Origin of the sequence: Phenylobacterium sp. 58.2.17, assembly GCF_026411515.1 — a bacterium.
GTDB lineage: Bacteria > Pseudomonadota > Alphaproteobacteria > Caulobacterales > Caulobacteraceae > Phenylobacterium.
Window position 1 is genome coordinate 64,949 of sequence record NZ_JAPMTQ010000003.1, and the last position, 20,513, is coordinate 85,461.

At 67.9% G+C, this 20,513-nt stretch carries 18 protein-coding genes and 1 tRNA gene; 9 read left to right on the top strand and 10 right to left on the bottom strand.

From position 1 onward, the window contains the following. Positions 1 to 94: 94 nt before the first annotated feature. The 4 genes from OUA97_RS03395 to OUA97_RS03410 form a co-directional block, all read right to left on the bottom strand. Positions 95 to 1,579 carry an ATP-binding protein gene (locus tag OUA97_RS03395; RefSeq protein WP_267230405.1) on the bottom strand — a complete coding sequence of 495 codons (1,485 nt, stop codon included), beginning with the start codon at positions 1,577 to 1,579 and terminating at the stop codon, positions 95 to 97. Between the two features lie 155 nt (positions 1,580 to 1,734). Beyond that, on the bottom strand, positions 1,735 to 4,359 hold the full coding sequence (locus OUA97_RS03400; RefSeq protein ID WP_267230406.1) for an AMP-binding protein: 2,625 nt from the start codon (positions 4,357 to 4,359) through the stop codon (positions 1,735 to 1,737). Between the two features lie 89 nt (positions 4,360 to 4,448). After that, positions 4,449 to 4,694 carry an XrtV sorting system accessory protein gene (locus OUA97_RS03405; RefSeq protein ID WP_267230407.1) on the bottom strand — a complete coding sequence of 82 codons (246 nt, stop codon included), beginning with the start codon at positions 4,692 to 4,694 and terminating at the stop codon, positions 4,449 to 4,451. Positions 4,695 to 4,901: 207 nt separating this feature from the next. Beyond that, complete coding sequence (locus OUA97_RS03410; RefSeq protein ID WP_267230408.1) at positions 4,902 to 5,402, bottom strand: GtrA family protein; 501 nt, start codon at positions 5,400 to 5,402, stop codon at positions 4,902 to 4,904. A 96-nt stretch (positions 5,403 to 5,498) separates the two neighbouring features. On the opposite strand from OUA97_RS03410, the gene OUA97_RS03415 reads away from it, so the two are divergent. Both OUA97_RS03415 and OUA97_RS03420 read left to right on the top strand, forming a co-directional pair. Further along, on the top strand, positions 5,499 to 7,037 hold the full coding sequence (locus OUA97_RS03415) for a hypothetical protein (protein WP_267230409.1): 1,539 nt from the start codon (positions 5,499 to 5,501) through the stop codon (positions 7,035 to 7,037). Positions 7,038 to 7,136: 99 nt separating this feature from the next. Beyond that, on the top strand, positions 7,137 to 8,195 hold the full coding sequence (locus OUA97_RS03420) for a glycosyltransferase family 2 protein (protein WP_267230410.1): 1,059 nt from the start codon (positions 7,137 to 7,139) through the stop codon (positions 8,193 to 8,195). Here the strand turns inward: OUA97_RS03420 and OUA97_RS03425 are convergent. Both OUA97_RS03425 and OUA97_RS03430 read right to left on the bottom strand, forming a co-directional pair. Next, positions 8,192 to 8,941: a hypothetical protein gene (locus tag OUA97_RS03425; protein WP_267230411.1), complete on the bottom strand. Its 750-nt coding sequence runs from the start codon at positions 8,939 to 8,941 to the stop codon at positions 8,192 to 8,194. The two genes, OUA97_RS03420 and OUA97_RS03425, sit on opposite strands and share 4 nt — an antisense overlap. After that, a complete protein-coding gene (locus OUA97_RS03430) occupies positions 8,941 to 9,708 on the bottom strand; it encodes a competence/damage-inducible protein A (RefSeq protein ID WP_267230412.1) in 768 nt (255 codons plus the stop codon). The genes OUA97_RS03425 and OUA97_RS03430 overlap by 1 nt, the downstream gene beginning before the upstream one ends. Before the next feature lie 145 nt (positions 9,709 to 9,853). Here OUA97_RS03430 and sfsA point away from each other — a divergent pair, with 145 nt between their 5' ends. The 4 genes from sfsA (at position 9,854) to OUA97_RS03450 (ending at position 13,733) form a co-directional block, all read left to right on the top strand. Continuing rightward, positions 9,854 to 10,588: a DNA/RNA nuclease SfsA gene (sfsA, locus tag OUA97_RS03435; RefSeq protein WP_267230413.1), complete on the top strand. Its 735-nt coding sequence runs from the start codon at positions 9,854 to 9,856 to the stop codon at positions 10,586 to 10,588. Beyond that, positions 10,585 to 11,403, top strand: a complete 819-nt coding sequence (gene map / locus OUA97_RS03440) for a type I methionyl aminopeptidase (protein WP_267230414.1) — start codon at positions 10,585 to 10,587, stop codon at positions 11,401 to 11,403. Before sfsA ends, map begins: the two co-directional genes overlap by 4 nt. A 79-nt stretch (positions 11,404 to 11,482) precedes the next feature. Beyond that, positions 11,483 to 12,232 (top strand): RadC family protein, encoded by a 750-nt coding sequence (gene radC / locus OUA97_RS03445; protein WP_267230415.1) that lies wholly within the window; start codon positions 11,483 to 11,485, stop codon positions 12,230 to 12,232. A gap of 49 nt (positions 12,233 to 12,281) precedes the next feature. Next, the gene (locus OUA97_RS03450; RefSeq protein ID WP_267230416.1) at positions 12,282 to 13,733 is read left to right on the top strand and encodes a tetratricopeptide repeat protein; all 1,452 of its coding nucleotides are present in this window, start codon (positions 12,282 to 12,284) and stop codon (positions 13,731 to 13,733) included. A gap of 1 nt (position 13,734) precedes the next feature. Here OUA97_RS03450 and OUA97_RS03455 read toward each other — a convergent pair. Beyond that, positions 13,735 to 13,818: transfer RNA gene (locus OUA97_RS03455), tRNA-Leu, on the bottom strand. Positions 13,819 to 13,943: 125 nt separating this feature from the next. Here OUA97_RS03455 and OUA97_RS03460 point away from each other — a divergent pair. After that, on the top strand, positions 13,944 to 14,114 hold the full coding sequence (locus OUA97_RS03460; protein WP_267230417.1) for a hypothetical protein: 171 nt from the start codon (positions 13,944 to 13,946) through the stop codon (positions 14,112 to 14,114). Between the two features lie 7 nt (positions 14,115 to 14,121). Here OUA97_RS03460 and OUA97_RS03465 read toward each other — a convergent pair whose 3' ends face one another. Together OUA97_RS03465 and OUA97_RS03470 are read right to left on the bottom strand one after the other, a co-directional pair. Continuing rightward, positions 14,122 to 14,901 (bottom strand): M48 family metallopeptidase, encoded by a 780-nt coding sequence (locus OUA97_RS03465; RefSeq protein ID WP_267230418.1) that lies wholly within the window; start codon positions 14,899 to 14,901, stop codon positions 14,122 to 14,124. Beyond that, positions 14,898 to 15,533: a glutathione S-transferase family protein gene (locus tag OUA97_RS03470; protein ID WP_267230419.1), complete on the bottom strand. Its 636-nt coding sequence runs from the start codon at positions 15,531 to 15,533 to the stop codon at positions 14,898 to 14,900. Before OUA97_RS03470 ends, OUA97_RS03465 begins: the two co-directional genes overlap by 4 nt. A gap of 111 nt (positions 15,534 to 15,644) precedes the next feature. Between OUA97_RS03470 and OUA97_RS03475 the strand changes: the two genes are divergently transcribed. Then, a complete protein-coding gene (locus OUA97_RS03475; protein WP_267230420.1) occupies positions 15,645 to 17,012 on the top strand; it encodes a spinster family MFS transporter in 1,368 nt (455 codons plus the stop codon). Positions 17,013 to 17,075: 63 nt separating this feature from the next. On the opposite strand, the gene OUA97_RS03480 is transcribed toward OUA97_RS03475, so the two are convergent. Further along, the gene (locus OUA97_RS03480) at positions 17,076 to 17,339 is read right to left on the bottom strand and encodes a hypothetical protein (protein ID WP_267230421.1); all 264 of its coding nucleotides are present in this window, start codon (positions 17,337 to 17,339) and stop codon (positions 17,076 to 17,078) included. Positions 17,340 to 17,548: 209 nt separating this feature from the next. On the opposite strand from OUA97_RS03480, the gene OUA97_RS03485 reads away from it, so the two are divergent. Further along, entirely contained in the window at positions 17,549 to 20,509 is a 2,961-nt protein-coding gene (locus OUA97_RS03485; RefSeq protein WP_267230422.1) for a TonB-dependent receptor domain-containing protein, read from the top strand. The last annotated feature ends 4 nt before the right edge of the window (positions 20,510 to 20,513 follow it).

The window sequence follows — 20,513 nt, forward strand, 5'->3', positions numbered from 1 at the left end:
AACCTACTCCCCCAGAGATCGCTGGCGTCGAAGGCTACTCCATACCGCCTGACCCGCCCTTGGCGAAAGGGCCAGCGGCCCTTTCGGTTCCCGATCAGGGCCGACCGGCGGCCCTGGGGGTGACGATGGCGGCCGACGTCGCCTTCTCGGCCGGCTTGTCCGCAGCCGGCGCCTTGTCGGTGGTCGGGACCACGGGCCTGTCAGCCGGCGCGCCCGCCTTGCGGTTTTCCAGAAAGCGCTGCTGCGCGGCCAGGATCCACAGATAGGGCAGCACGGCCTCTTCGGCGAAGCGATAGCCACGGCCGAACTCGTCGTCGTGAGCTTCCAGCAGCACGTGCTTGGCGGCCAAGTCTTCGAGCGTCGCCTTGAAGCTCGAGGCGTTGGCCACGCTCGGATAGAGCGCGTCGACGTCACGGTCGTCGAAACGGCCGTTGTTGAAGATCGCCGCGCCGGCCATCACGCCCAGCACATGGCGCACGCCGCTCTTGGCCGCCTGGTCGATCTGCACCAGAGAATGCTTGGAGATCCGGCCGCGGAATTCGGTCAGCGCCTGGTCCACGGCCTGCGACACATCCTCGACCGTGACGTTGGTGCGCCCCTTGTCGATCGCGGCCAGCCCCGAATGGTGGCTCAGCAGGCTGGCGAAGTAGGGCGAGCCATTGGCCACGAAGACAATGAAGTCCGTGGCCGACTTGTCATAGGTCAGGCCGCTCAGTTCCTCGCCGTTCTCGACCAGGTGATTGACTTCGGTGGCGCTCATCTTCGGCACCTGCAGGGCGAAGATGTTGCGGCGGATCGACGGAATGTGTTCGACCAGCTCGGTCAGGTCGGCGGCCACGCCGGCGATCACCAGCTGGGTGCGGATCGAGCGGTCCGACAGGTTCTTGATCAGCTCGGCGATGTTGCGGCGGAACTCGGGCGAGTCGCAGACGTCGAACTCGTCCAGCACCACCAGCACGCGGGTGCCGGTCAGCTTGGCGAACAGGTCGGCGACCAGGCGCGGCGTCAAGGTGGTGGCCGGAAGCAGGTCGGCCAGGGTGCCCCCGCGCTCGGCCTCGTTGGTGGTCGGCGCAAAGCCGCTGTGGAACAGCAGCGGGATGTCGGCCGCAACGGCGCGGAAAATCTCGTCGAAGGTCGAGCCGGCCCCGCAGGAGCAATAGACCACGATGTAGCGAGCCTCTTCGGCCGCCTGGGTCAGGACGTGCACCAGCGAGGTCTTACCGATGCCGCGCTCGCCATACATGATCACGTGGACGCGCTGGTCCTCGATCGAACGGATGAGCGTCGTCAGCACGTCCAGGCGGCCGGCGAACATCCGGCGGTCGGTGATCGGCTGCGATGGCGTGAACGCACTGCGCAGTTTGATCCGCGCACTGGCGAAACGGTCGTTGAGGCGTGGGCTCAGCTGGTCGCCGGCCATGGACTGGAAGCGCGGGAACGCCGAGTCAGTCTGCCTTTTGACCGGCGCGCCCTCGCGCGGCGTCGGCGGCGCGGCGAAGACGAGGTTCGGCTGGGGGTTCGTGGCGGCTTTCGGCTTACGCCCGAAAGAGCGCGCCATCACGCTATTGATCCAACTCACGGCGCCTCCAAGCACGCATGCTGCGGTGCATCTGCGATATCGACGGTCTACGACCGCAGGTTCGAACCCGCCACCCGTAAACACGCCGATTGTGGCGAAATCTTAAACCGATCCGAGTTGAGTCAACGTTAATCGCCGGCTCTGCTCGGCAAGCTCTACGGAACAACTTCTCGCCGCCGCCCCTCCTGGCCGCGGGCGAGCCGCTCCGACACCTTCTCCGAAACCTTGTAGGCCCCAATCCCCAGCGCCACCGACACGGCCACGATCAGCGGCACGTTCTGCACGTGCAGGACGTGCAGGAAGCCGTGCACCGGCACGCCGTGGGTCAGGTAGATGTAGAAGCTCGCCGCCGCGATCAGACCAACGACGCCGTGCAGCAGGTTGGGCAGGAAAACCCGCGGCGCCCACAGGATCAGGCCGGCCGCGGACACCAACCACAGGGCGTGGGTCACGTTGGCCGGATACTGGAAGTGCTCCCAGATCTCCTGCGGGCCCGCGACCTGCAGCGCTGCGATCAACAGGCACACAAGGGTCAGCAGCAGCTTGCGCGGGACGGTCGTGGCCCGGTGCAGGCACCACCCGAACGCCAGCAGATAGAACACGGCGTCGGGCGTGCGTTCCAGCAGGTACTCGTGCGGCATCATCAGGGAGGCGATCACCCGGACGGCCAGCGCCGCGGCCAGCAGCGCAAGGCCAAAATCCCAAGGTCGTCGCACCGCGAACCGACGCACCGGCCCGACGGCGAACAAAGCCGCGAAGATCAGCATGCATTGGAGCAGCGCCTCCAGGAACCAATACGGCTCCAAGAAGCTGCCGAAGCGGCCGAAAAAGTTGCTCACCAACAGCAACGACGGAACGTCGAAGGTCTTTTCGGAGACCAGGTAGAGACAGAGGATCACGTAGTAGGGCGCGATGATCCTCTGGAAGAAGGTAGCCAGCATCGAGCGCCCCCCGCCGTCGTTGAGGCGTGAGCCCTGGTAGCGGGACAAATTGTAGCCTGACAGCAGCAGCAGCACATGCGCGCTGCCGCCGATCGGCCAGGCCGAGGCGTGCGAGATCACCACGCTGATGATCGCAGCCGCCCGAATGGCGACCTCCGACTCCACGCCGCGCAGGCTGAAGACCCCGCGGTTGTGGGTGACAGCTTTGTCGGCCAGCGCCTGCAGGTCGGCGATGCTCGTCTCTTCCCACCGCTCCGGCAGGAAGCCCAGACGCCCCTCGATGTCGAGCGACAGCGCCACATAGCCCAGGGAGTCGCCGCCCAGGCTGACGAAACTGTCCGCCGGGGTGATGGCCGCCCGCGGGAAGGCGCGGCGAAACGCGCTCTCGATGGCCCTGCCCCCGCCGCCCCGTGTCGGCGGTCGGCGCGACGGCGCGGCCCGCGCCGCGGCCAGCAGCGCCTGATAGTCCATCTTGCCCGAACTCAGGGTCGGCAGTTCGTCATAGCCGATCGCTACGATGCCGGAGACGGGTAGCGACAACGCCTGTGACAGACCTTCGGCCACGACCTGCGGCTCGGCGGCGACCACGCCCACCGCCAGCAGTTCGTCGTCACCGGTGACGATCGCGCTCACGCCCTGCCGCCGCAGTTGGTCTTCGACCTCATCGAAGCTGATGCGCAGCCCGAACAGCTTGGAGAACCGGGTCTTGCGTCCCACGATCCGATAGAGGCCCTGCGCGTCGCGCATCGCCAGGTCGCCGGTCGGAAGCTCAGACAGCTCGCGTCCCTTGGCTAGGTCCGCCTCGACCAGCGCATAGCCCGACATCACGTTGGCGCCGCGGTACACCAGCTCGCCCCGGGCATCCGGGCCTTCCACGACCCCGCCAGCCTCGTCGACAAGATGAAAGGCGCCCCCCGGGATCGCCATCCCGATGCAGCCCGGATTGTCCAACAGCAACTCGGGCGGCACATAGGCCATCCGGGCCGTCGCCTCGGTCTGCCCATACATGACGAAGAAGCGCACGCCCGCGCCTCGTGCCCACACGGCGTAGGTCCGCGCTGTCTCGGGCGGCAGGCGCCCGCCCGCCTGGGTCATCGTCCGCAGCGAGGGCAGCCGACGGAGCCGCAAGCCGATACGCTCGAAAAGCTCGTAGGTATAGGGAACCCCAGCCAGGGAGGTCGCCTCCTCGGCCGCGAAGAAATCCCAGAACGCGTCATCGACCACGGAGCGAGCGGTCAGCAGGATCGCGCCGCCCGCCGCCAGGTGCGAATTCACGACCGACAGACCATAGCTATAGTGGATCGGCAGGGTGGTGATCGCCCGGTCGTCCGACGTCAGGCCCAGATACTCGCCGATCGACTTCGCATTGGCGTCGACCGCGCTGCGATCCAGGCGCACCAGTTTGGCCGCAGCGGTCGAGCCCGAGGTCGAGAGCAGCACCGCCAGGTCGGGATGCAAGTTCCGCGCGCCGGGCGGGCCGGGCTCGGCGACCCAGCGCGCGCCATCCTTGCGGAAACGGACGCTTGGCCGATAGGTCTCGATAGTCCGCTGCAACTGTCCGGCCCCGCCGTCGCCGGCCATGATCACCGGATGCCCGTGACGCAGCGCCGCGATGTAGGCGATCAACGGGGCCAGTTCATTGGCCGCCTCGATCAGCAGCAGGTGCCGCCCCGGCGGCAGGCTGGCGGCGAACTCGTCGGCGCGGGCGGCGAGCTCGATGTAACTGAGACGCTCGCCGGCGTCGGTGGCCACCGCCAACGCGTGGCCATGCGCCTCAAGGCGTCCGGCGAACGTGGCCGTGAGCGGGATGGACGGAGCGGCGATATCGGACGCAGTCAACGGTTCGGCCCCCGCCTGTCTGGTCTGGCCGCGTCGTCAGCCCCATGCCTTGCGCGACCGAAGGGGATATGCCGGACCGCGAGGTCCGGTCAGAACTTCAAGTTGAACGGCTTCAGGACATAAGCAACATAGGCCAGAACCGCGACGATAATCGCGAAGGCCGCAGCCCCATATCCTTCGTTGCCGACATAGTTGGCCAGCGCGCAGCCAATGCACGCCGGCAGATACTGATAGATGTTATCCCTCGGCTCTTCCTGAGCTGTCGACCTGTGCAGAAATAGGACGATCAAAGCGCCGAAGATCGCGACCGTGACCCAATCGTAGATAGTCTGCAAGACACCAGCCCCTAAGCAATACTGTTAATTTCGAGCAGCCACGCCCCTGCACAATTCGGGCCAGACCGAAGTTCGCTACGGCAGGATAGCCGAATCCGGAACGTCGCTACGCGAAAATAACTTGCAGATGATGAACCCGGACGACGCCCCGATCCAGCTCTGAGATGATCACCGGCGGCGGGACGTCACAGACACCGGATGGACGGGCTAGCGGAAAATCAGCCGCTTCGAGGCGGCGAAATTCAGGAACAGCCCGGCCGCCGAGCCCGCTGCAACGCCGACATAGGGAAGGTAGGCCAGCAACTCGGCGCGCCCCGCGAGCATCACCGCGCCCTGATGCAGAACGGCGACATAGACGGCGAAATTGACCAGGCCGCCAACCGCATTGACGCTCAGGAACTTCAGCCATTGGCCAAGCAGGCCGCCGCCGCGCGCCTCTCGAAACGTGTAGAGGCGATTGCAACCCCAAGTGAACGTGGCGGCGACCAGAAACGAGAAGATGCGGCCGCCATAGAGGTTGAGCGACAACGCGTTCAGCGCAAACCATAGCGCGCCCATATCGACGAACAGGCCGAAGAAGCCGATCGTCGTGAACCTCACAAACTCGCCGACTACAACGGCGTATCCACCACTGGCCTTAATTGCACACCCCCTCGCCCGCCGTATCGACGCACAAACAGCAGCAACGCTTGACGTTCCTGCTGACAATCGTCATGGCGCTACCAGAAATTGAAGCTAGACTGTTAAGAAGATCGCGCTAAGCGCCTAGTCGTTACATTTTTCAAGCTGCCGCGGACTCCCTGCATGATCGATACCAACGCCACGCGGAACCAGGCCGCCTTGAGCCTCGATGTGACGGACGCCGGATCCTGGGGCCCGGCGAAGGCGATCATCTACCTCGGCTTGGCGGGCCTCCTGCTCTCGGTCGTGGCGCTGATCAACCATTTTCCGGTGATCTTCTTCGACACGAGCAACTACATCGACCGCGCCAGCGCCGTGATGAAGCTGCTGCTGGGAAGCTCCACCGCCGCCCAGGAGATCGGGGTCGCCATGTCGGGCGCCGGAAAGGCGACCACGGGTGAGACCTATAGCAACCCCTTCTTCCTGCGCCCCTTCACCTACAGCGCCTTCCTGATCCCGTTCGCCACCCCGCTGACCTTCTTGTTGACCCCGTTCGCGCACGGCGTGCTGTCGGCCTATGTGATCCGGCGCTTGCTGGTCGCCGTGGGCCTCGCCTCGACCGCCGCCTTCGCCGCCTGCATCCTGCTGCTGACCGGCTTCTCAAGCTTGCCGGTCACCGCGGCCTACGTGATGCCGGACATCTTCACCGGCCTGCTCATCGCGTTCTCGTTCGCCGTGGTCCAGGGCTGGGAGCGCCGTTCGGCCTGGGGACGGCTATTCGACACCGGCCTCATGACCTTCCTGGTCGCAGTGCATCTGAGCCACATCCCCATCACTCTGGCGATCTCGGTGATGTTCTTGCTGTCGCTCGCGGTGTTCCGCGGGGCCTTCCGCGCACCCTACATTCTCGGCGGCGTCGTCGTCCCGCTGATCGTCGCGCCGCTGATCCTGATCGCCTCGAACGTCGCGGTGGCCGGAAAGCCGGTGATCTCGGAGAGTTCCTCCCTCTTCCTGCTCGCGCGGTTCGTCGGCGACGGCGTCACCGAGCAGTACCTGCGCACCGCTTGCCCGCAGAAGGACTACGTCCTCTGCTCCGAACTCGGCCGCCTGAAAGACGCCGACCGCCACGGCTCGGTCTCCGACTACTTCCTCTGGGACAAGGACGGGACGGTCTCGCGCCTGTCGAACCCCCGCCTCGTCGACGAGGCTCCGGAACTGAACCGCGAAACGCTCCGCGCCTATCCTGGCCAGATCACGATGAACGCGATCGGCAACGCCATCGACCAGTTGCTGACCTTCCAGATCGACGACGACATCAACAATCCGCCCGCCCCGTTCGTCACCCAATCCATCGCCGGCGTCTCGCCCGCCCTGGCCGATCAGTACCTGAACTCGCTGCAGTCGCGCGGCGTCTTCCCGTTGGAGATCGCCCGCGGCCTCGCCAACGCCGGCCTCATCGCCTCGCTGGCGGTGATCGGCTACATCGCCGCGTTCCAGCGCCAGCTGATCGACCGTCGGCTGTGGCTTCTGGGACTGTTCGCCCTGGCCGGGATCGCCGAGAACGCCCTGGCGGTCGGCGCGCTGTCCGAGGTGCACAACCGCTATCAGAGCCGCGTCATGTGGCTGGTTCCCCTGGTCGCCATCATCTTTGCGGCCAGCGTGATCTCAAAGCTCCGTCAGGGAAGCGCAGCGCGCGCCGCGCCGGCCCACGCCTTGAGCTGACCCGCCGCCGTTGGCCCGCGCCTTGCAGCCGAACGGATCGGCCGCTCCCAGCGCGTCGCCACCGTCCCGTCACCCACTTGCGTTGCATAGAGCTTTTTCATGTTCCACGGCGACACGCTTGAGAAACAGGCCCGTAACGCTGTCCTTTATGCGGCCTCCAATTTCGACCTCAGTAACGGCAAGGTCTGGATCGTAATCCCCTGCTACAAGGTCAAGGCGCACATCGCGCGCGTGATCGATGCTGTGCCGGAATGGGTCGAGGGCGTGGTGTGCGTCGACGACAAGTGCCCGGACGGCAGCGCCGACTTCATCGAAAGCACGATCGCCGATCCCCGCGTGGTCGTGCTGCGTCTGCCTCAGAACCGCGGCGTCGGCGGCGCGGTGATGGCCGGCTACCTTGAGGCCGAGCGCCGCGGCGCCCGCACGGTGGTGAAGGTCGACGGCGACGACCAGATGGACCTGGCCTATCTGCCGCAACTGGTGGCTCCGATCCTTCTCGGCGAGGCCGACTACACCAAGGGCAACCGCTTCACCTCGATCAGCCACATTTCCGAGATGCCGCGCATCCGCATCTTCGGCAACGCCGCGCTGAGCTTCCTCGCCAAGCTCTCGACCGGCTACTGGAACATCTTCGACCCGACCAACGGCTACACCGCGATCGACGCCAGCCTGATCCCGCGGCTGGCGACCCGGCGCGTGGCCCAGCGGTTCTTCTTCGAAACCGACGTCCTGTACCATCTTGGGACGCTGCGGGCGGTCGCCCGCGACATCCCCATCCCGGCCAAGTACGGCGACGAAGTCAGCAACCTGAAGATCACCTCGATCATCGGGCCGTTCGCGCTCAAGCACCTGAAGAACCTGGTGAAACGGATCATCGGCCAGTATTTCGTGCGCGACTTCAACGTGGCCACGCTGGAGTTCCTGTTCGGCCTGGCCTTCCTCGGCTTCGGCAGCACCTATGCGCTGCGCTGGTTCCTGATCCGCGTGCCGGGCGAAGATGCGTCCGCCGGGGTCGTCATGGCCGCGGCCCTGCCGATCATCGTGGGGGCCCAACTGCTGCTTCAGGCGATGAACTTCGACGTGCTTAACGTCCCCAACCGCGCCATCCACCCCTATCTGCGGGCGATCGCGGCCATCACCAAGCAGGGCAAATCCTAGGAGGGCGCGCCGAGCACCCGATCGCGACAGTCCTGCAGCGCCGCATAGGAAACCCCGAACTGGCGCTCATACAGCAGCGCCCCCTCGTGCGGGCGCTCGCCGACCCGCCCGGCCGCCAGCTGCTGGCTGCCGAACCCGCGCAGCAGGTAGGTCAGGAACATCGTCGGCCAGAGACCCAGCCAGGTCTTCCACTGCGAGGGATAGAACCGCACGCCCAGCGCAAAGCGCGCCCAGTCGGCGAGCGGCATGCGGACGCGCCGGATAGGCCCGTTCTCGGGCAGGGGACTGCCGGCCCGGAACAGGCGCCCGCGCAGGCCGCGGCCGCTGTAGAGGGCGAACTGGTCGACTCGCACCGCGCCGAGTTCCTGCGCCAGCCGCACGGCGATCAACGCGCAAGCGTCGTGATCGGGATGCCCGCCTTCCCAGGCGGTGACCACCAGACGCTCCACCCCTGGGATCGCAGCCAGAGCCGCGCGGGTGGCGGCCAGCGCCGCCGCCGCGCCGGCCCGCACGTCGCCGTCCAGGACGCCCGTCCCTGCGCCGACATGCACGATGTCGGCCTCCGCCACGCCCAGGCTCAGGAGAAAAGCGCGCGTCTCGCCCAGCCGCCGCTGCGCCAGGTCCGCCGACGCGTAGTCGGCGACATAGAGGAACTTCTGGGCCACGCCGGCGCGGCGCTCTTCCAGGATCATCGGCAGCGCGAAATATTCGTCGTCGAAATGCGCCAGGACGTACGCCGTCGTCATCAGGCGTTCTCGACCTCGCGCACATCGGTGACGCCGGCCTCGCGCAACGCCGCCACCAGTTCGTCCAGCGCCCGCGCCAGTTCTTCCGGGTCGCGGCTGCGCAGCACCAGGTTCGACCCATAGCCGCCGCCCCCGAAGAACGGATAGCTGCCCAGCGACATGTCCGGATGGGCCTTGGCCACCGCCTCCAGCGGCGCGGCGATCACCCCCTCGCCCGAGCCCTCGACCCGCACCGTGCGCGCCACGGTGACCGCACCGCCGCGCAGGCGCCAGCCCACGTCCTCCAGCATGCCGCGCATGATCGTCGGCACCCCGGCCAGTACGAAGACGTTGCCGATGGTGAAGCCCGGCGGGCCCTGCACCGGGTTCTTGACCAGCTCGCCGCCGACCGGCACCCGCGCCATCCGGCGGCGCGCGGCGTTCAGCTCCACGCCCCAGCGCGCAGTCATCATGGCGATGATCTCGGGATGTTCGATCAGCTCGACGCCGAAGGCCGCGGCCACCGCGTCGGCGGTGATGTCGTCATGGGTCGGGCCGATGCCGCCGGTCGTCACCACATAGTCGTAGCGCTCGCGCAGGGCGTTCAGCGCCGCAACGATCTCGTCCTGCACGTCGGGCACGGTCCGCGCCTCGGCCAGGTCGACGCCCAGCACGCCCAGATACCGGGCGATGTCGCGCAGGTTGGTGTCCTGCGTGCGCCCCGACAGTATCTCGTCGCCGATGATCAGCACCGCGGCGGTCACCCGGCCGTCCGTCGAACCCGCCATACGCACCTCCGCAACGCCCGCCATTGTGTCGCACCTGACTAGAGGCCCGCGCAGGCGCGCACAACCTGTCATGCGCCCGCCGCTTTGCGCAGCACCCCGCCCCGATGCTAGCCACCGCCTGCCCGCTTCGTTCAAGGAACGCCCATTGGAATTCGCCCAGCCCCTGGTCCGCGGCCAGCTCGTCAGCCGCTACAAGCGCTTCTTCGCCGACGTGCTGCTCGACGATGGAACCCCAGTGACCGCCCATTGCCCCAATCCGGGGGCGATGCTCGGGCTGAACGTCCCGGGTCTGCCGGTCTGGCTCTCGAAGTCGGACGATCCGAAGCGCAAGCTCGCCCACACCCTGGAGTTGGTCGAGGCCGACGGCGGCCTGGTCGGGGTCAACACCATGCATCCCAACCGGCTGGTCGCCGAGGCCCTCGCCGCCGACGCGATCCCGGAGGTCGCCGGCTACGCCGTCCATCGGCGCGAAGTGAAGTACGGCGCGGCCTCGCGCGTCGACTTCCTGCTTGAGCATGACGCCCGTCCGCCCTGCTGGCTGGAGGTCAAGAACGTCCACCTGCGCCGGGCCGGAACCCTGGCCGAGTTTCCCGACTGTGTCGCCGCCCGCTCGCTCAAGCACCTGGCCGAGCTGACGGCCATGGTCGACCAGGGCCATCGGGCGGTGATGCTGTTCGTCGTCCAGCGCACCGACTGCGACGGCTTCGCCGCCTGCGCCGACCTCGACCCCAAGTACGCCGCCGGCCTGATCGACGCGGCGCGGGCCGGGGTGGAAGTCCTGTGCTATGATTGCGATATAAGCCCCAGCGCCATCGCCATCGCCCGCCCGCTTCGCTGGCGAGACGCGGCGCTCACGGAAGCCGAAAGAGTACTGCCATGACCGACGTCCTCGAAGCAGCGCATCGCACAGGCCAGATCCGCATCCATGGGCCTGAAGGCTTCGAGGGCATGCGCGCCGCCGGCAAGCTGGCCGCCGAGTGCCTCGACATGCTGACCCCGCACGTGGTTCCCGGCGCGGTGACTGAAAAGCTCGACGACCTGGCGCGCGAGTTCATCCTCGATCACGGCGCTATCCCGGCCTGCCTGTTCTATCGCGGCTATGGCAAGACCACCTGCATCTCGCCCAACCACATCGTCTGCCACGGCATCCCGGGCGAGCGGGTCCTGCGCGACGGCGACATCGTCAACATCGACGTCACGGTCATCGTCGACGGCTGGCACGGCGACACCAGCCGCATGTACGGTGTCGGCCCAATCGCCCCCCGCTCCAAGCGCCTGATCGACATCACCTACGAGGCGCTGCAGCGCGGCCTCGATCAGGTCAAGCCGGGCGCCCGCACCGGCGACATCGGCTACGCCATCCAGCAGTATGTGGAATCGATGCGCTGCTCGGTGGTCCGCGACTTCTGCGGCCACGGCCTGGGCAAGGTGTTCCACGACGCCCCGAACATCCTGCACTTCGGCCAGAAGGGTACGGGCGAGGTCCTCGAGCCCGGCATGTTCTTCACGATCGAGCCGATGGTGAACCTCGGCAAGTACCAGGTGAAGCTGCTCGCCGACGGCTGGACGGCGGTCACCCGCGACAAGTCGCTCTCGGCCCAGTGCGAACACTCGATCGGGGTCACGCAGGACGGCTACGAGATCTTCACGGCCTCGCCGGCCGGCCTCTTCAAGCCGCCGGTCCAGGCGGACTGACGAGCGCGCGGCAGGGTTGCGAAGACCCGCCGCCGCACGCCTCTTGCCAAGCTCGAACAAATGACGAACAGTGTTCGGCATGGACGGATCGCGCCACCTTGCCGAGGCCCCGCAGCCTGACCTCTGGTCGGCCGCGCCGACGCGCCCGGTCAAAGCGCCGCGGCCGCATTTCCACGGCCACCGCGAGCGGCTGCGCAAGCGCGCCGGCCGCGAGCTCGCCGCCCTGCCCGACTACGAACTGCTCGAGCTGCAGCTGTTCCGCTCGATCCCGCGCGGCGACGTCAAGCCGCTGGCCAAGGCGCTGCTGACCCGGTTCGGCTCGCTCGCCGGGGTGCTGTCCGCCTCGCCGGCCGAGCTGCGCAGCGTGCCCGGCGTCGGCGAGGCCGTCGCCTTCGACCTCAAGCTGCTGGCCGAGGTCGGCCTGCGCGTCGGACGCGCGGCGGTCGGCAAGCGGCCGGTGATCTCCTCGTGGAGCCAACTGCTCGACTACGTGAAGCTCGGCCTCGCCCATGCCCCGCGCGAGCAGTTCCGCGTCCTGTTCCTCGACAAGAAGAACCAGCTCATCGCCGACGAGGTGATGAACCACGGCACCGTCGACCATGCCCCGGTCTATCCGCGCGAAGTCGTGCGCCGGGCGCTGGAGCTGTCGGCCAGCGCCGTGATCCTGGTGCACAACCATCCATCCGGCGACCCGACGCCGTCCCAGGCCGACATCGCCATGACCAAGGAAGTCGTCGAAGCCGCCCGCGCCCTGCGCATCGCCGTCCACGACCACCTGGTGGTCGGCCGCGACGGGACCGCCAGCTTCCGGGCGCTGGGCCTCTTCTGAAATTTCGCTAAAGCAGAGCTCTAAAGAACATCGCCTTGGGGGGCCCGCCATGATCCGTAAGTCTCTTCTCCTTGCCGGCGTCGTGGCCCTGGCCCTGACCGGCGCAGCCGCGGCGCAGACCCCTGCAGCCGAATCCGAGGTGGACCCGACCGCCCTCGCCTGCTTGGGACAGGGCGGCGAGGCGCCTGAGGCGCGTCTGGCCGCCTGCACCGAAGTCGCCGACACGTTCGAGGAGCCGGCCGATAGGGCCTGGGGGCTCCAGATGCGCGCCGCGATCCAGAACGACATGGGACTGCCTGACCGCGCGCTCGCCGACGCCAGCAAGGCCATCCGCTTGGATCCCGGAGCGGCGTTCGGCTACTACACCCGGGCCGACATCCTGGCAGATAGCGGCGACTACAAGCTCGGCCTCGCCGACATCGAGCGCGCCGTGAAGCTCGATCCGAAGGAAGCCCTTTATCTCGCCTTGCGGGCGCAGCTGCGCGGCGAGACCGGCGACCGCGCCGGGGCCCTCGCCGACTACAACCGCGCCATCGAGCTCGAGCCGACCACCTGGCTGTATCTGGCGTCTCGGGCCCACCTGCGTGAGGACGGCCAGGATCGCGCCGGAGCCCTCGCGGACCTCGACCAGGCGGTCAAGGTATCGAAGGACGATCCGGCCGTTCTGGTGATGAGGGCCGACTTCCTGCTCTACGCCGGCCGCCATGACGAGGCCAAGGCCGGTTACGATCAGGCGCTCGCCAAACAACCGGACTACGACAAGGCGCTCACCGGCCTGGCCCGCCTCTTCCAGGAGCAGGGCGACTACGCCGCCGCCAAGGCTGAGCTCGATCGCGCCATCGCCGTGAAGTCCGACGACGTCGACACCTTTAGGGCCCGCGCCTGGGTACGATATCGCCTGGGCGACGCCGTGGGCGCCCGGAGCGACATGGATCGGGCGGTCGAACTCGACGCCGATGACGCCTTGCTCGGCCGCGCCCGGTTGTTCTCGGACCTGAAACAATACGACCTGGCGTTGGCCGATATCGCACGCGCCGAAGCTGCGGCGCCGAACTCGGTCATGCCGGCCATCCTGCGGGCCGACGTTTTCGCCCTGCAGCAGGACTGGCCGCGCGCGATCGCAGAAGCCGACAGGGCCGTGAAGCTGGAGCCTGAGGACGTCTACGCCCTGAACGCCGCCTGTTGGGTCAGAGGTCAAGCCAAGCGCGATCTCGATCGCGCCCTTGGCATCTGCACCAAGGCGATCAAGCTGGCGCCGGATGAATTCGCGCCGCTCGACAGCCGCGCCTTCGTCCATCTGCGGCGGGGCGATCTCCCGAAGGCGCTGGCCGACGCCGAGGCCGCCCTGGCCCTGCACCCGACCTCGGCCGAGACCCTCTACCTGCGCGGCGCGATCAGGCTGCGCCTGGGTCAGAAGCAGGAATCCGAGGCTGATCTGGCCGCAGCGCGGAAGCTGGATCCGAAGATCGAGGAGCAGTACGCCAGCTACGGCCTGCTCTAGTTGGTGCCCCCTCCCGGACTCGAACCGGGACGCCTTACGGCAAAGGATTTTAAGTCCTCTGCGTCTACCATTCCGCCAAGGGGGCGCCGATCGCTCGGTACACGTGATCGCGCGCGGTCGGCAAGCGCGCCGCTCAGGCCGTGGAACCTTTGGCGTCCGACTTGCTTATCTCCGTCCTGTGGTCCCGATCCGGGACGCCAGGAGGAACGCATGGGCGAACTGGCTTACGCGATCGATCCGGCCGACGACGGCTGGCGCTGGCGGGTGTTCGACGTCGAGGGCGAACTGGTCGCCGGCGGCGTGGAACCCAGCCAGGCCGCGGCCGAATCCGCCGCCGTCGCCCTGTTTCACGACGACGTCAGCGCCGCGTCCGCCATCTAGCCCGTCGCTAGCCCTCCGGCAGGGCGGCGACCGCCTCGCGCAGCGCCGCCAGCCGCGGTCCGTCGGCCGGATGGGTAGATAGCACCTCCGGCGGCTGCGGACGCGTCCCGCTCTCGGCCGCCATCCGCTCGAAGAAGCGCACCGCGCCGGCCGGATCCATGCCGGCCCGCTGCGCCAGCTCGACCCCGACGCGGTCGGCCTCCAGCTCGTGATTGCGCGAGTAGGGCAGGATCACCCCGTACATCGCCCCCATCCCCAAGGCGCCCGCGACCTCGCCGGCGTGTTCGGCGTACTCGCCGTTGGCCAGGATCGCCTGGAGCACGTTGACCCCCACCTCGACCGCCATCTGCTGGCTGACCCGCTCGGACGGATGGCGGGCCAGCACATGGCCGACCTCATGACCCAGCACCCCGGCCAGCTCGTCGTCGTCCTGCACGAAGTCCAGCAGCCCCTTGAACGCACCCACCTTGCCGTTGGGCAGGACGAAGGCGTTGATCTCGGGCCGGTCGAAGACCACGAACTCCCAGGCCAGGTCGGTGCGGCCGCTGGCCTCGACGATCTTCCAGCCGATCTTCTCCAGCCGCGCCTGCGCGGCGGGGTCGGCGGCGACCGGGGTCTGGGCCCGCAGATCGCTCCACGCCTGGTCGGCCATCTGAGTCAGGGCCTCGTCGGGCACGACGGCGAACTGGCTGCGGCCGGTCTGCGTGTTCTGCGAACAGCTCGCCAGCAGCACGCCCGCCGCCAGCAACGCCAGCAGATTGCGCGCCCGGCCGCGGGTCACGCTCACGTCTCCGCCCGCGCCGCCGCTTCCCATTCGCGGAATTCAGGCGTCGCCAGCAGCCGCGTCGCATAGGCGCCGCACGTCCCGTCGTCGCCATAGTCGGACAGGTGCACGCCATAGGTTCGGAACCGCGTCGCCACGGGGGTGTAGAACGCGTCGGCGATCGACCATTCGCCCGCCAGGAACGGTCCGCCCGAACGGCCCAGCAGGTCCGACCACAGCGCGACGATACGGCGCACGTTCTTCTGAGTGGCCTCCGACAGGCTCGTCACCTTCGGTTCGGCCTCCAGCGCCATCGGGCATTCACCGCGCAGCGACTGGAAGCCGGAGTGCATTTCCGCCGCCGCCGCTCGGGCCATGGCGCGCATCGCCGGGTCGTCCGGCCACAGCTTCGCCGCAGGAAATTTTTCGGCCAGGTATTCGCAGATCGCCAGGGAATCCCAGACGGTCAGGCCCCCGTCCTTCAGCACCGGCACCAGGCCCGACGGCGAGTGGGGCAGGATCGCCGCCTCGGTCCGTCCCTCGTCCTGGCGCAGGCCGACCAGCGTCTCGGTGAAGGTCGCGCCGGTGTGCTTGAGGGCCAGCCAGGGGCGCAGCGACCACGTCGACCAGCGTTTTGTTCCGACAACCAGTTCCATAGGCCGCTCCATTTCGTTACGTCAGCCTATTGCCCAAGCCCCGGGCTCCTCGTCTAGAGTGGCCCCAACAATAAGATTTCAGTTCCCAATTTTTTGCAGGAAACGCCTTTCATGACCGAGACCGTCGCGCCGTCGGTTGACTCGACCGCTCCGCCGGCCGCGCCCGCGGCCAGCGCCCAGCCATATTCCGCCTCTTATACCCGGTATGCGATGTTCCTCCTTCTGGGGATCTACATCGTCAACTTCCTGGATCGCGCGGTGGTCAACATCCTGGCCGAGCCGATCAAGAACGACCTGGGCCTCCACGATTGGCAACTCGGCCTGATGAGCGGCCTGGCCTTCGCCATCTTCTACACCGTCCTCGGCATTCCGATCGCCCGAATGGCCGAGCGCAAGAACCGCCCGATCATCATCGGCACCGCCGTCGCCGTCTGGTCCGGCTTCACCGCCCTGTCCGGCATGGCTCAGAACTTCGCCCAGCTGGTTCTGTTCCGGATCGGCGTCGGCGTCGGCGAGGCCGGCTGCACCCCGCCCGCCCACTCGCTGATCGCCGACTACGTGCCGAAGGAAAAGCGCGCCTCGGCCCTCGCCTTCTATTCGATGGGCACGCCGCTCGGCGGCCTGCTCGGCCTGGTGATGGGCGGCCTGATCGCCGACGCCTATGGCTGGCGGGTGGCCTTCCTCGTCGCCGGCGCGCCGGGCATCCTCTTCGCCCTGCTCTGCTGGTTCACCCTGAAGGAGCCGCGCAAGCAGATCGCCCAGCACTCGGCCGCGATCCAGGCGACCCAGGCCACCTTCGGCGAGACCCTGAAGTACCTCGGCACCAAGAAGACCTTCTGGCTCATCGCGCTCGGCGCGGCGATCAAGGCGTTCATCGGCTACGGCCACGCCCCGTTCACCGCCTCGTTCTTCCTGCGCGTCCACGGAGAAGAGGTCGCGGGCCTGGCCTCGGCCTTCAATCTCCAGTCCATCGGCTTCCTGGGCCTGGCGCTCGGCCTGATGGGCGGCACCGCCGGCGCCATCTCGGCCTATCTCGGCGGCCAGATCGCCGACCGCTACGCCAAGAAGGACCTGCGCGGCTACGTGTCGGTCCCGGCCATCGCCTCGCTGCTGGCCGTGCCGATCTACATCATCGCCGTCAGCGTCCCGTCGGCCTCGATCGCGCTGTGGATCCTGGTGATCAACGGCCTGCTCGGCTCGCTCTGGTACGGCCCGGTCTACGCCATCGGCCAGTCGATCGTGCCGCCGCACATGCGCGCCACCACCTCGGCCATCCTGCTGTTCACGATCAACCTGATCGGCCTGGGCCTCGGCCCGCTGGCGGTCGGCATCCTGTCCGACATCATGAGCAACGGCGTCGGCCTCGGCTCGGCCCAGGGCGTGCGCTGGGCGCTGATGCTGTCGACCTGCTTCGGCTTCGTCGCGTTCGGCCTGTTCTGGACCGCTCGCAAGACCATCCGCGAAGAAATGGTCAGCTAAGACCCGGCGCGGGGGCGCTCCGGCGCCCCCGCGACCTCGCTCCGCTGGTGGAGCATCGCGGCCTCAAGGCTGCAAAAACACCAGCCAGATCGCGGTCGCCGCAAAGATCACGCCGAACATCAGGTTCAGCCATCGCGCCCGCCGCACCGGCCGCCCGGTCGCCGCCTGGATCAGGAACACCGTTGCGGCCAGGGCGCAGCCGGCCCCGGCCAGCCAGAACTTGGCCGGCGGGGCGACGAAGATCGCTCCGGCCACCATCGCCAGCGCCACGGTCCGCCCGACCAGTTCAGGCGCCAGTCGCCTGCCGTTCCCGCCGTCCGCCGCCATCGTCGCCCTCGCTCGCAAACTACGCCGCCGGTGTGCCACGCGCGCCACCGGCCGCAAAGTGCAAGCCCGGCTCCGAAACCGTCCCATCCGGAAGCCTTCACCGAAACGTCATCTGTGGCTTCGGCGCCATGGCGTGGCCAGAGGCGATCTCATAGAATCCTGACCGAACACCCGCGAGGGTGGAATCGCGCCAAATCCCGAGGGGGGAAATGATCTCCAAGCGTTCCGGCTTGCTCTGCGCAAGCGCCCTGGCCAGCGTCATGGCCATCTATGCTGCGCCCGCCGCCGCCCAGGACACCGAAGTCTCCGAAGTCGTCATCACCGGCTCGCGCATCGCGCGCCAGGACTACGTGTCCGAAAGCCCCATCGTCACCCTGGGCCAGGAACGCATCACCCAGGCCGGCATGGTCACGGTCGAAAACACCCTGAACCAGCTGCCGCAGTTCGTGCCGTCCAACGGGGCGGGCACCAACACCACCAACTTCGTCTCCACGCCGGGCCAGGCCTACGCCAACCTGCGCGGCCTTGGGCCGACACGCACCCTGGTGCTGGTCGACGGCCGCCGCATGGTCTCCGGCAACCCCAACGCCGTGGTCGACCTGAACACCATTCCGACCTTCCTGGTCGACAGCGTCGAGACCATCACCGGCGGCGCCTCGGCCGTGTACGGTTCGGACGCCATCGCCGGGGTCGTGAACTTCAAGCTCAAGAAGGACTTCGAGGGCCTGGTCATCGACGCCCAGCTGGGCGCCACCGACGAGAACGACGCCGGCCAGCAGAGCTTCTCGATCGGCTACGGCCACAACTTCGCCGACGGCCGCGGCAACATCTCCGCCGGCGTCAGCTATGACCGCCGCGAGGGTCTGGTGGCCTCCGACCGCGACTGGTCGGCGATCGGCTATTCGGTGCTGACCACCGGCCTGACGCCTTCCGGCGCAGCGACGATTCCCGACGGCCGCTTCGATCCGTCGTCGAACGCCGGCGGCGCCGCCAACCTGCCGACCCAAGCGGCGATGGACGCGGTCTTCGCCAAGTACGGCCTGGCTCCCGGCAGCGTCGCCCGCGGCGCCAACCTGTCGTTCAACGCCGACGGCACCCTGTTCTCGACCTCGCCGGTGCGCAACTACCGCGGCGAGCAGATGCCGGGCTTCTCGGCCAGCAGCTACACCTTCAACAGCGCCGACTACCGCTACCTCAACCTGCCGCTGGACCGCTGGTCGCTCTACGCGGCCGGCCGCTACGACCTGACCGACGGCATCGAGGCCTACGGCACGGTCAGCTACACGACCTACGACGTCTCGCGCCAGCTCGGCCCGGCCTCGGCGTCGGACGGCGCCTTCCCCGGCCCCGACATCGTGGTGCCGACCACCAACCCGTTCATCCCGGCCGACCTCAAGGCGCTGCTGGACTCGCGCGCCAACCCGACCGCCGCCTTTTATCCGCGCCGCGCCTTCAACGAGGTCGGCGGGCGCCTGTCCAACAACACCTACGAGACCTACCAGCTTGTCGCCGGTCTGCGCGGCGACGTCGGCTTCAAGGACTGGAAGTGGGACGTCTACGCCGCCTATGGCGAGATGAACCACACCGAGAATCAGCACGGAAACGTCAGCCGCGCGGCCATGCGCGAGCTGACCTTCGCCCCTGACGGCGGCGTGGCGATCTGCGGCGGCTTCAACATCTTTGGGGCCGGCAAGGTCAGCCCCGGCTGCGCGGCCTACATCGCCCGCGAAGTCACCAACGAGACCAAGATCCAGCAGACCGTGCTCGAGGGCTTCGTCACCGGTACGGTGTTCGACCTGCCCGCCGGGGCCGTGAAGTTCTCGGCCGGCGCCCAGTACCGCAAGGACGAGGTCGGCTACTCGCCCGACCTGCTGCTGCAGGGCCCGGACATCGTCGGCTTCAACCCCGCGGTGCCGATCGCCGGCGACATCTCCTCGACCGAGGCCTACGCCGAGCTGCTGGCGCCGCTCCTCGCCCAGGCGCCCTTCGCCTACAGCCTCGACCTGTCGCTGGGCGCTCGCATCGCCGACTACAACACCACCGGCACGATCAACGCCTACAAGGCTGACCTCACTTGGCGTCCGGTCGAGAGCCTGATGGTCCGCGGCGGATATCAGCGCGCGGTCCGCGCCCCGAACGTAGCCGAGCTCTACTCCCCGCAGTCGCTGGGCTTCTCGGGCATCGGCACGCCGGGCTTGGCCACCACCGCCGGCGATCCCTGCGACGTGCGCTCGTCGTTCCGCAACGGCGGCAGCGCCGCGGCGGTCCGCGCGCTCTGCATCGCCCAGGGCGTGCCTGCCGGCATCGTCGACGCCTACCAACAGGCCTCGACCCAGGTGGAGATCCTCGGCGGCGGCAATCCCGACCTGTCGGAGGAGAAGTCCGACAGCTTAACCCTCGGCGCAGTCTGGACGCCGAAGTTCGACGCCCCGCTGCTGCGCCGCTTCAGCGTCAGCCTCGACTACTACAAGATCGAGTTGGAGGACGTGATCGGCACCCTGACGGTGCAGACCATCGTCGGCGAGTGTTTCAACACCGGCGGCGCCAACCCGACCCTCGACAACTCCAACTTCTACTGCCAGCAGTTCAGCCGCATCCCGAACGGCAACATCACGGGCGTGCTGACCACCCAGGTCAACCTCGCCGCCTGGAAGACCTCGGGCTACGACGCCCAGATCGACTGGGGCTTCGACCTGGCCGACCTCGGCCTGCCGGACGGGGCCGGCGCGCTGGACTTCAATCTGGTGGTCTCCAAGCTGGAGAACTTCGAGCGGCAGGCGCGGCCCGGCGCCGCCTTCCTGCAGAACGCCGGCACCATCGGCGGCGACCTCTCCGGCGGCGCCTATCCGGAATGGAAGTCGGCGATGTCGGCGACCTATTCCGTCGGCCCGGCCAAGGTCACCCTGCGCTGGCGCCACATCGACGCCATGACCGACTTCCGCAATGTGCCGGTGTTCTCGCCGACTGCGGTCAACACGCCCGACTACGACCTGTTCGACCTGACCGGCACCTGGCGGTTCGACGAGCGGGTGACCATGCGCGCCGGCGTCAACAACCTCGGCGACAAGGACCCGCCGTTCTACACCTCCTACTCCAACTCCAACACCGACCCCTCGACCTACGACGTCCTGGGCCGCCGGTTCTTCGTGGGCGTCACCGCCCGCTTCTAATCCT

Bases quoted from the DNA above. Each gene is read 5' to 3' on its own strand.
- OUA97_RS03415 (WP_267230409.1), top strand. From the start codon at position 5,499: ATGATCGATACCAACGCCACGCGGAACCAGGCCGCCTTGAGCCTCGAT.
- OUA97_RS03420 (WP_267230410.1), top strand. From the start codon at position 7,137: ATGTTCCACGGCGACACGCTTGAGAAACAGGCCCGTAACGCTGTCCTT.
- OUA97_RS03425 (WP_267230411.1), bottom strand. From the start codon at position 8,941: ATGACGACGGCGTACGTCCTGGCGCATTTCGACGACGAATATTTCGCG.
- OUA97_RS03430 (WP_267230412.1), bottom strand. From the start codon at position 9,708: ATGGCGGGTTCGACGGACGGCCGGGTGACCGCCGCGGTGCTGATCATC.
- map (WP_267230414.1), top strand. From the start codon at position 10,585: ATGACCGACGTCCTCGAAGCAGCGCATCGCACAGGCCAGATCCGCATC.
- radC (WP_267230415.1), top strand. From the start codon at position 11,483: ATGGACGGATCGCGCCACCTTGCCGAGGCCCCGCAGCCTGACCTCTGG.
- OUA97_RS03450 (WP_267230416.1), top strand. From the start codon at position 12,282: ATGATCCGTAAGTCTCTTCTCCTTGCCGGCGTCGTGGCCCTGGCCCTG.
- OUA97_RS03460 (WP_267230417.1), top strand. From the start codon at position 13,944: ATGGGCGAACTGGCTTACGCGATCGATCCGGCCGACGACGGCTGGCGC.
- OUA97_RS03470 (WP_267230419.1), bottom strand. From the start codon at position 15,533: ATGGAACTGGTTGTCGGAACAAAACGCTGGTCGACGTGGTCGCTGCGC.
- OUA97_RS03475 (WP_267230420.1), top strand. From the start codon at position 15,645: ATGACCGAGACCGTCGCGCCGTCGGTTGACTCGACCGCTCCGCCGGCC.
- OUA97_RS03480 (WP_267230421.1), bottom strand. From the start codon at position 17,339: ATGGCGGCGGACGGCGGGAACGGCAGGCGACTGGCGCCTGAACTGGTC.
- OUA97_RS03485 (WP_267230422.1), top strand. From the start codon at position 17,549: ATGATCTCCAAGCGTTCCGGCTTGCTCTGCGCAAGCGCCCTGGCCAGC.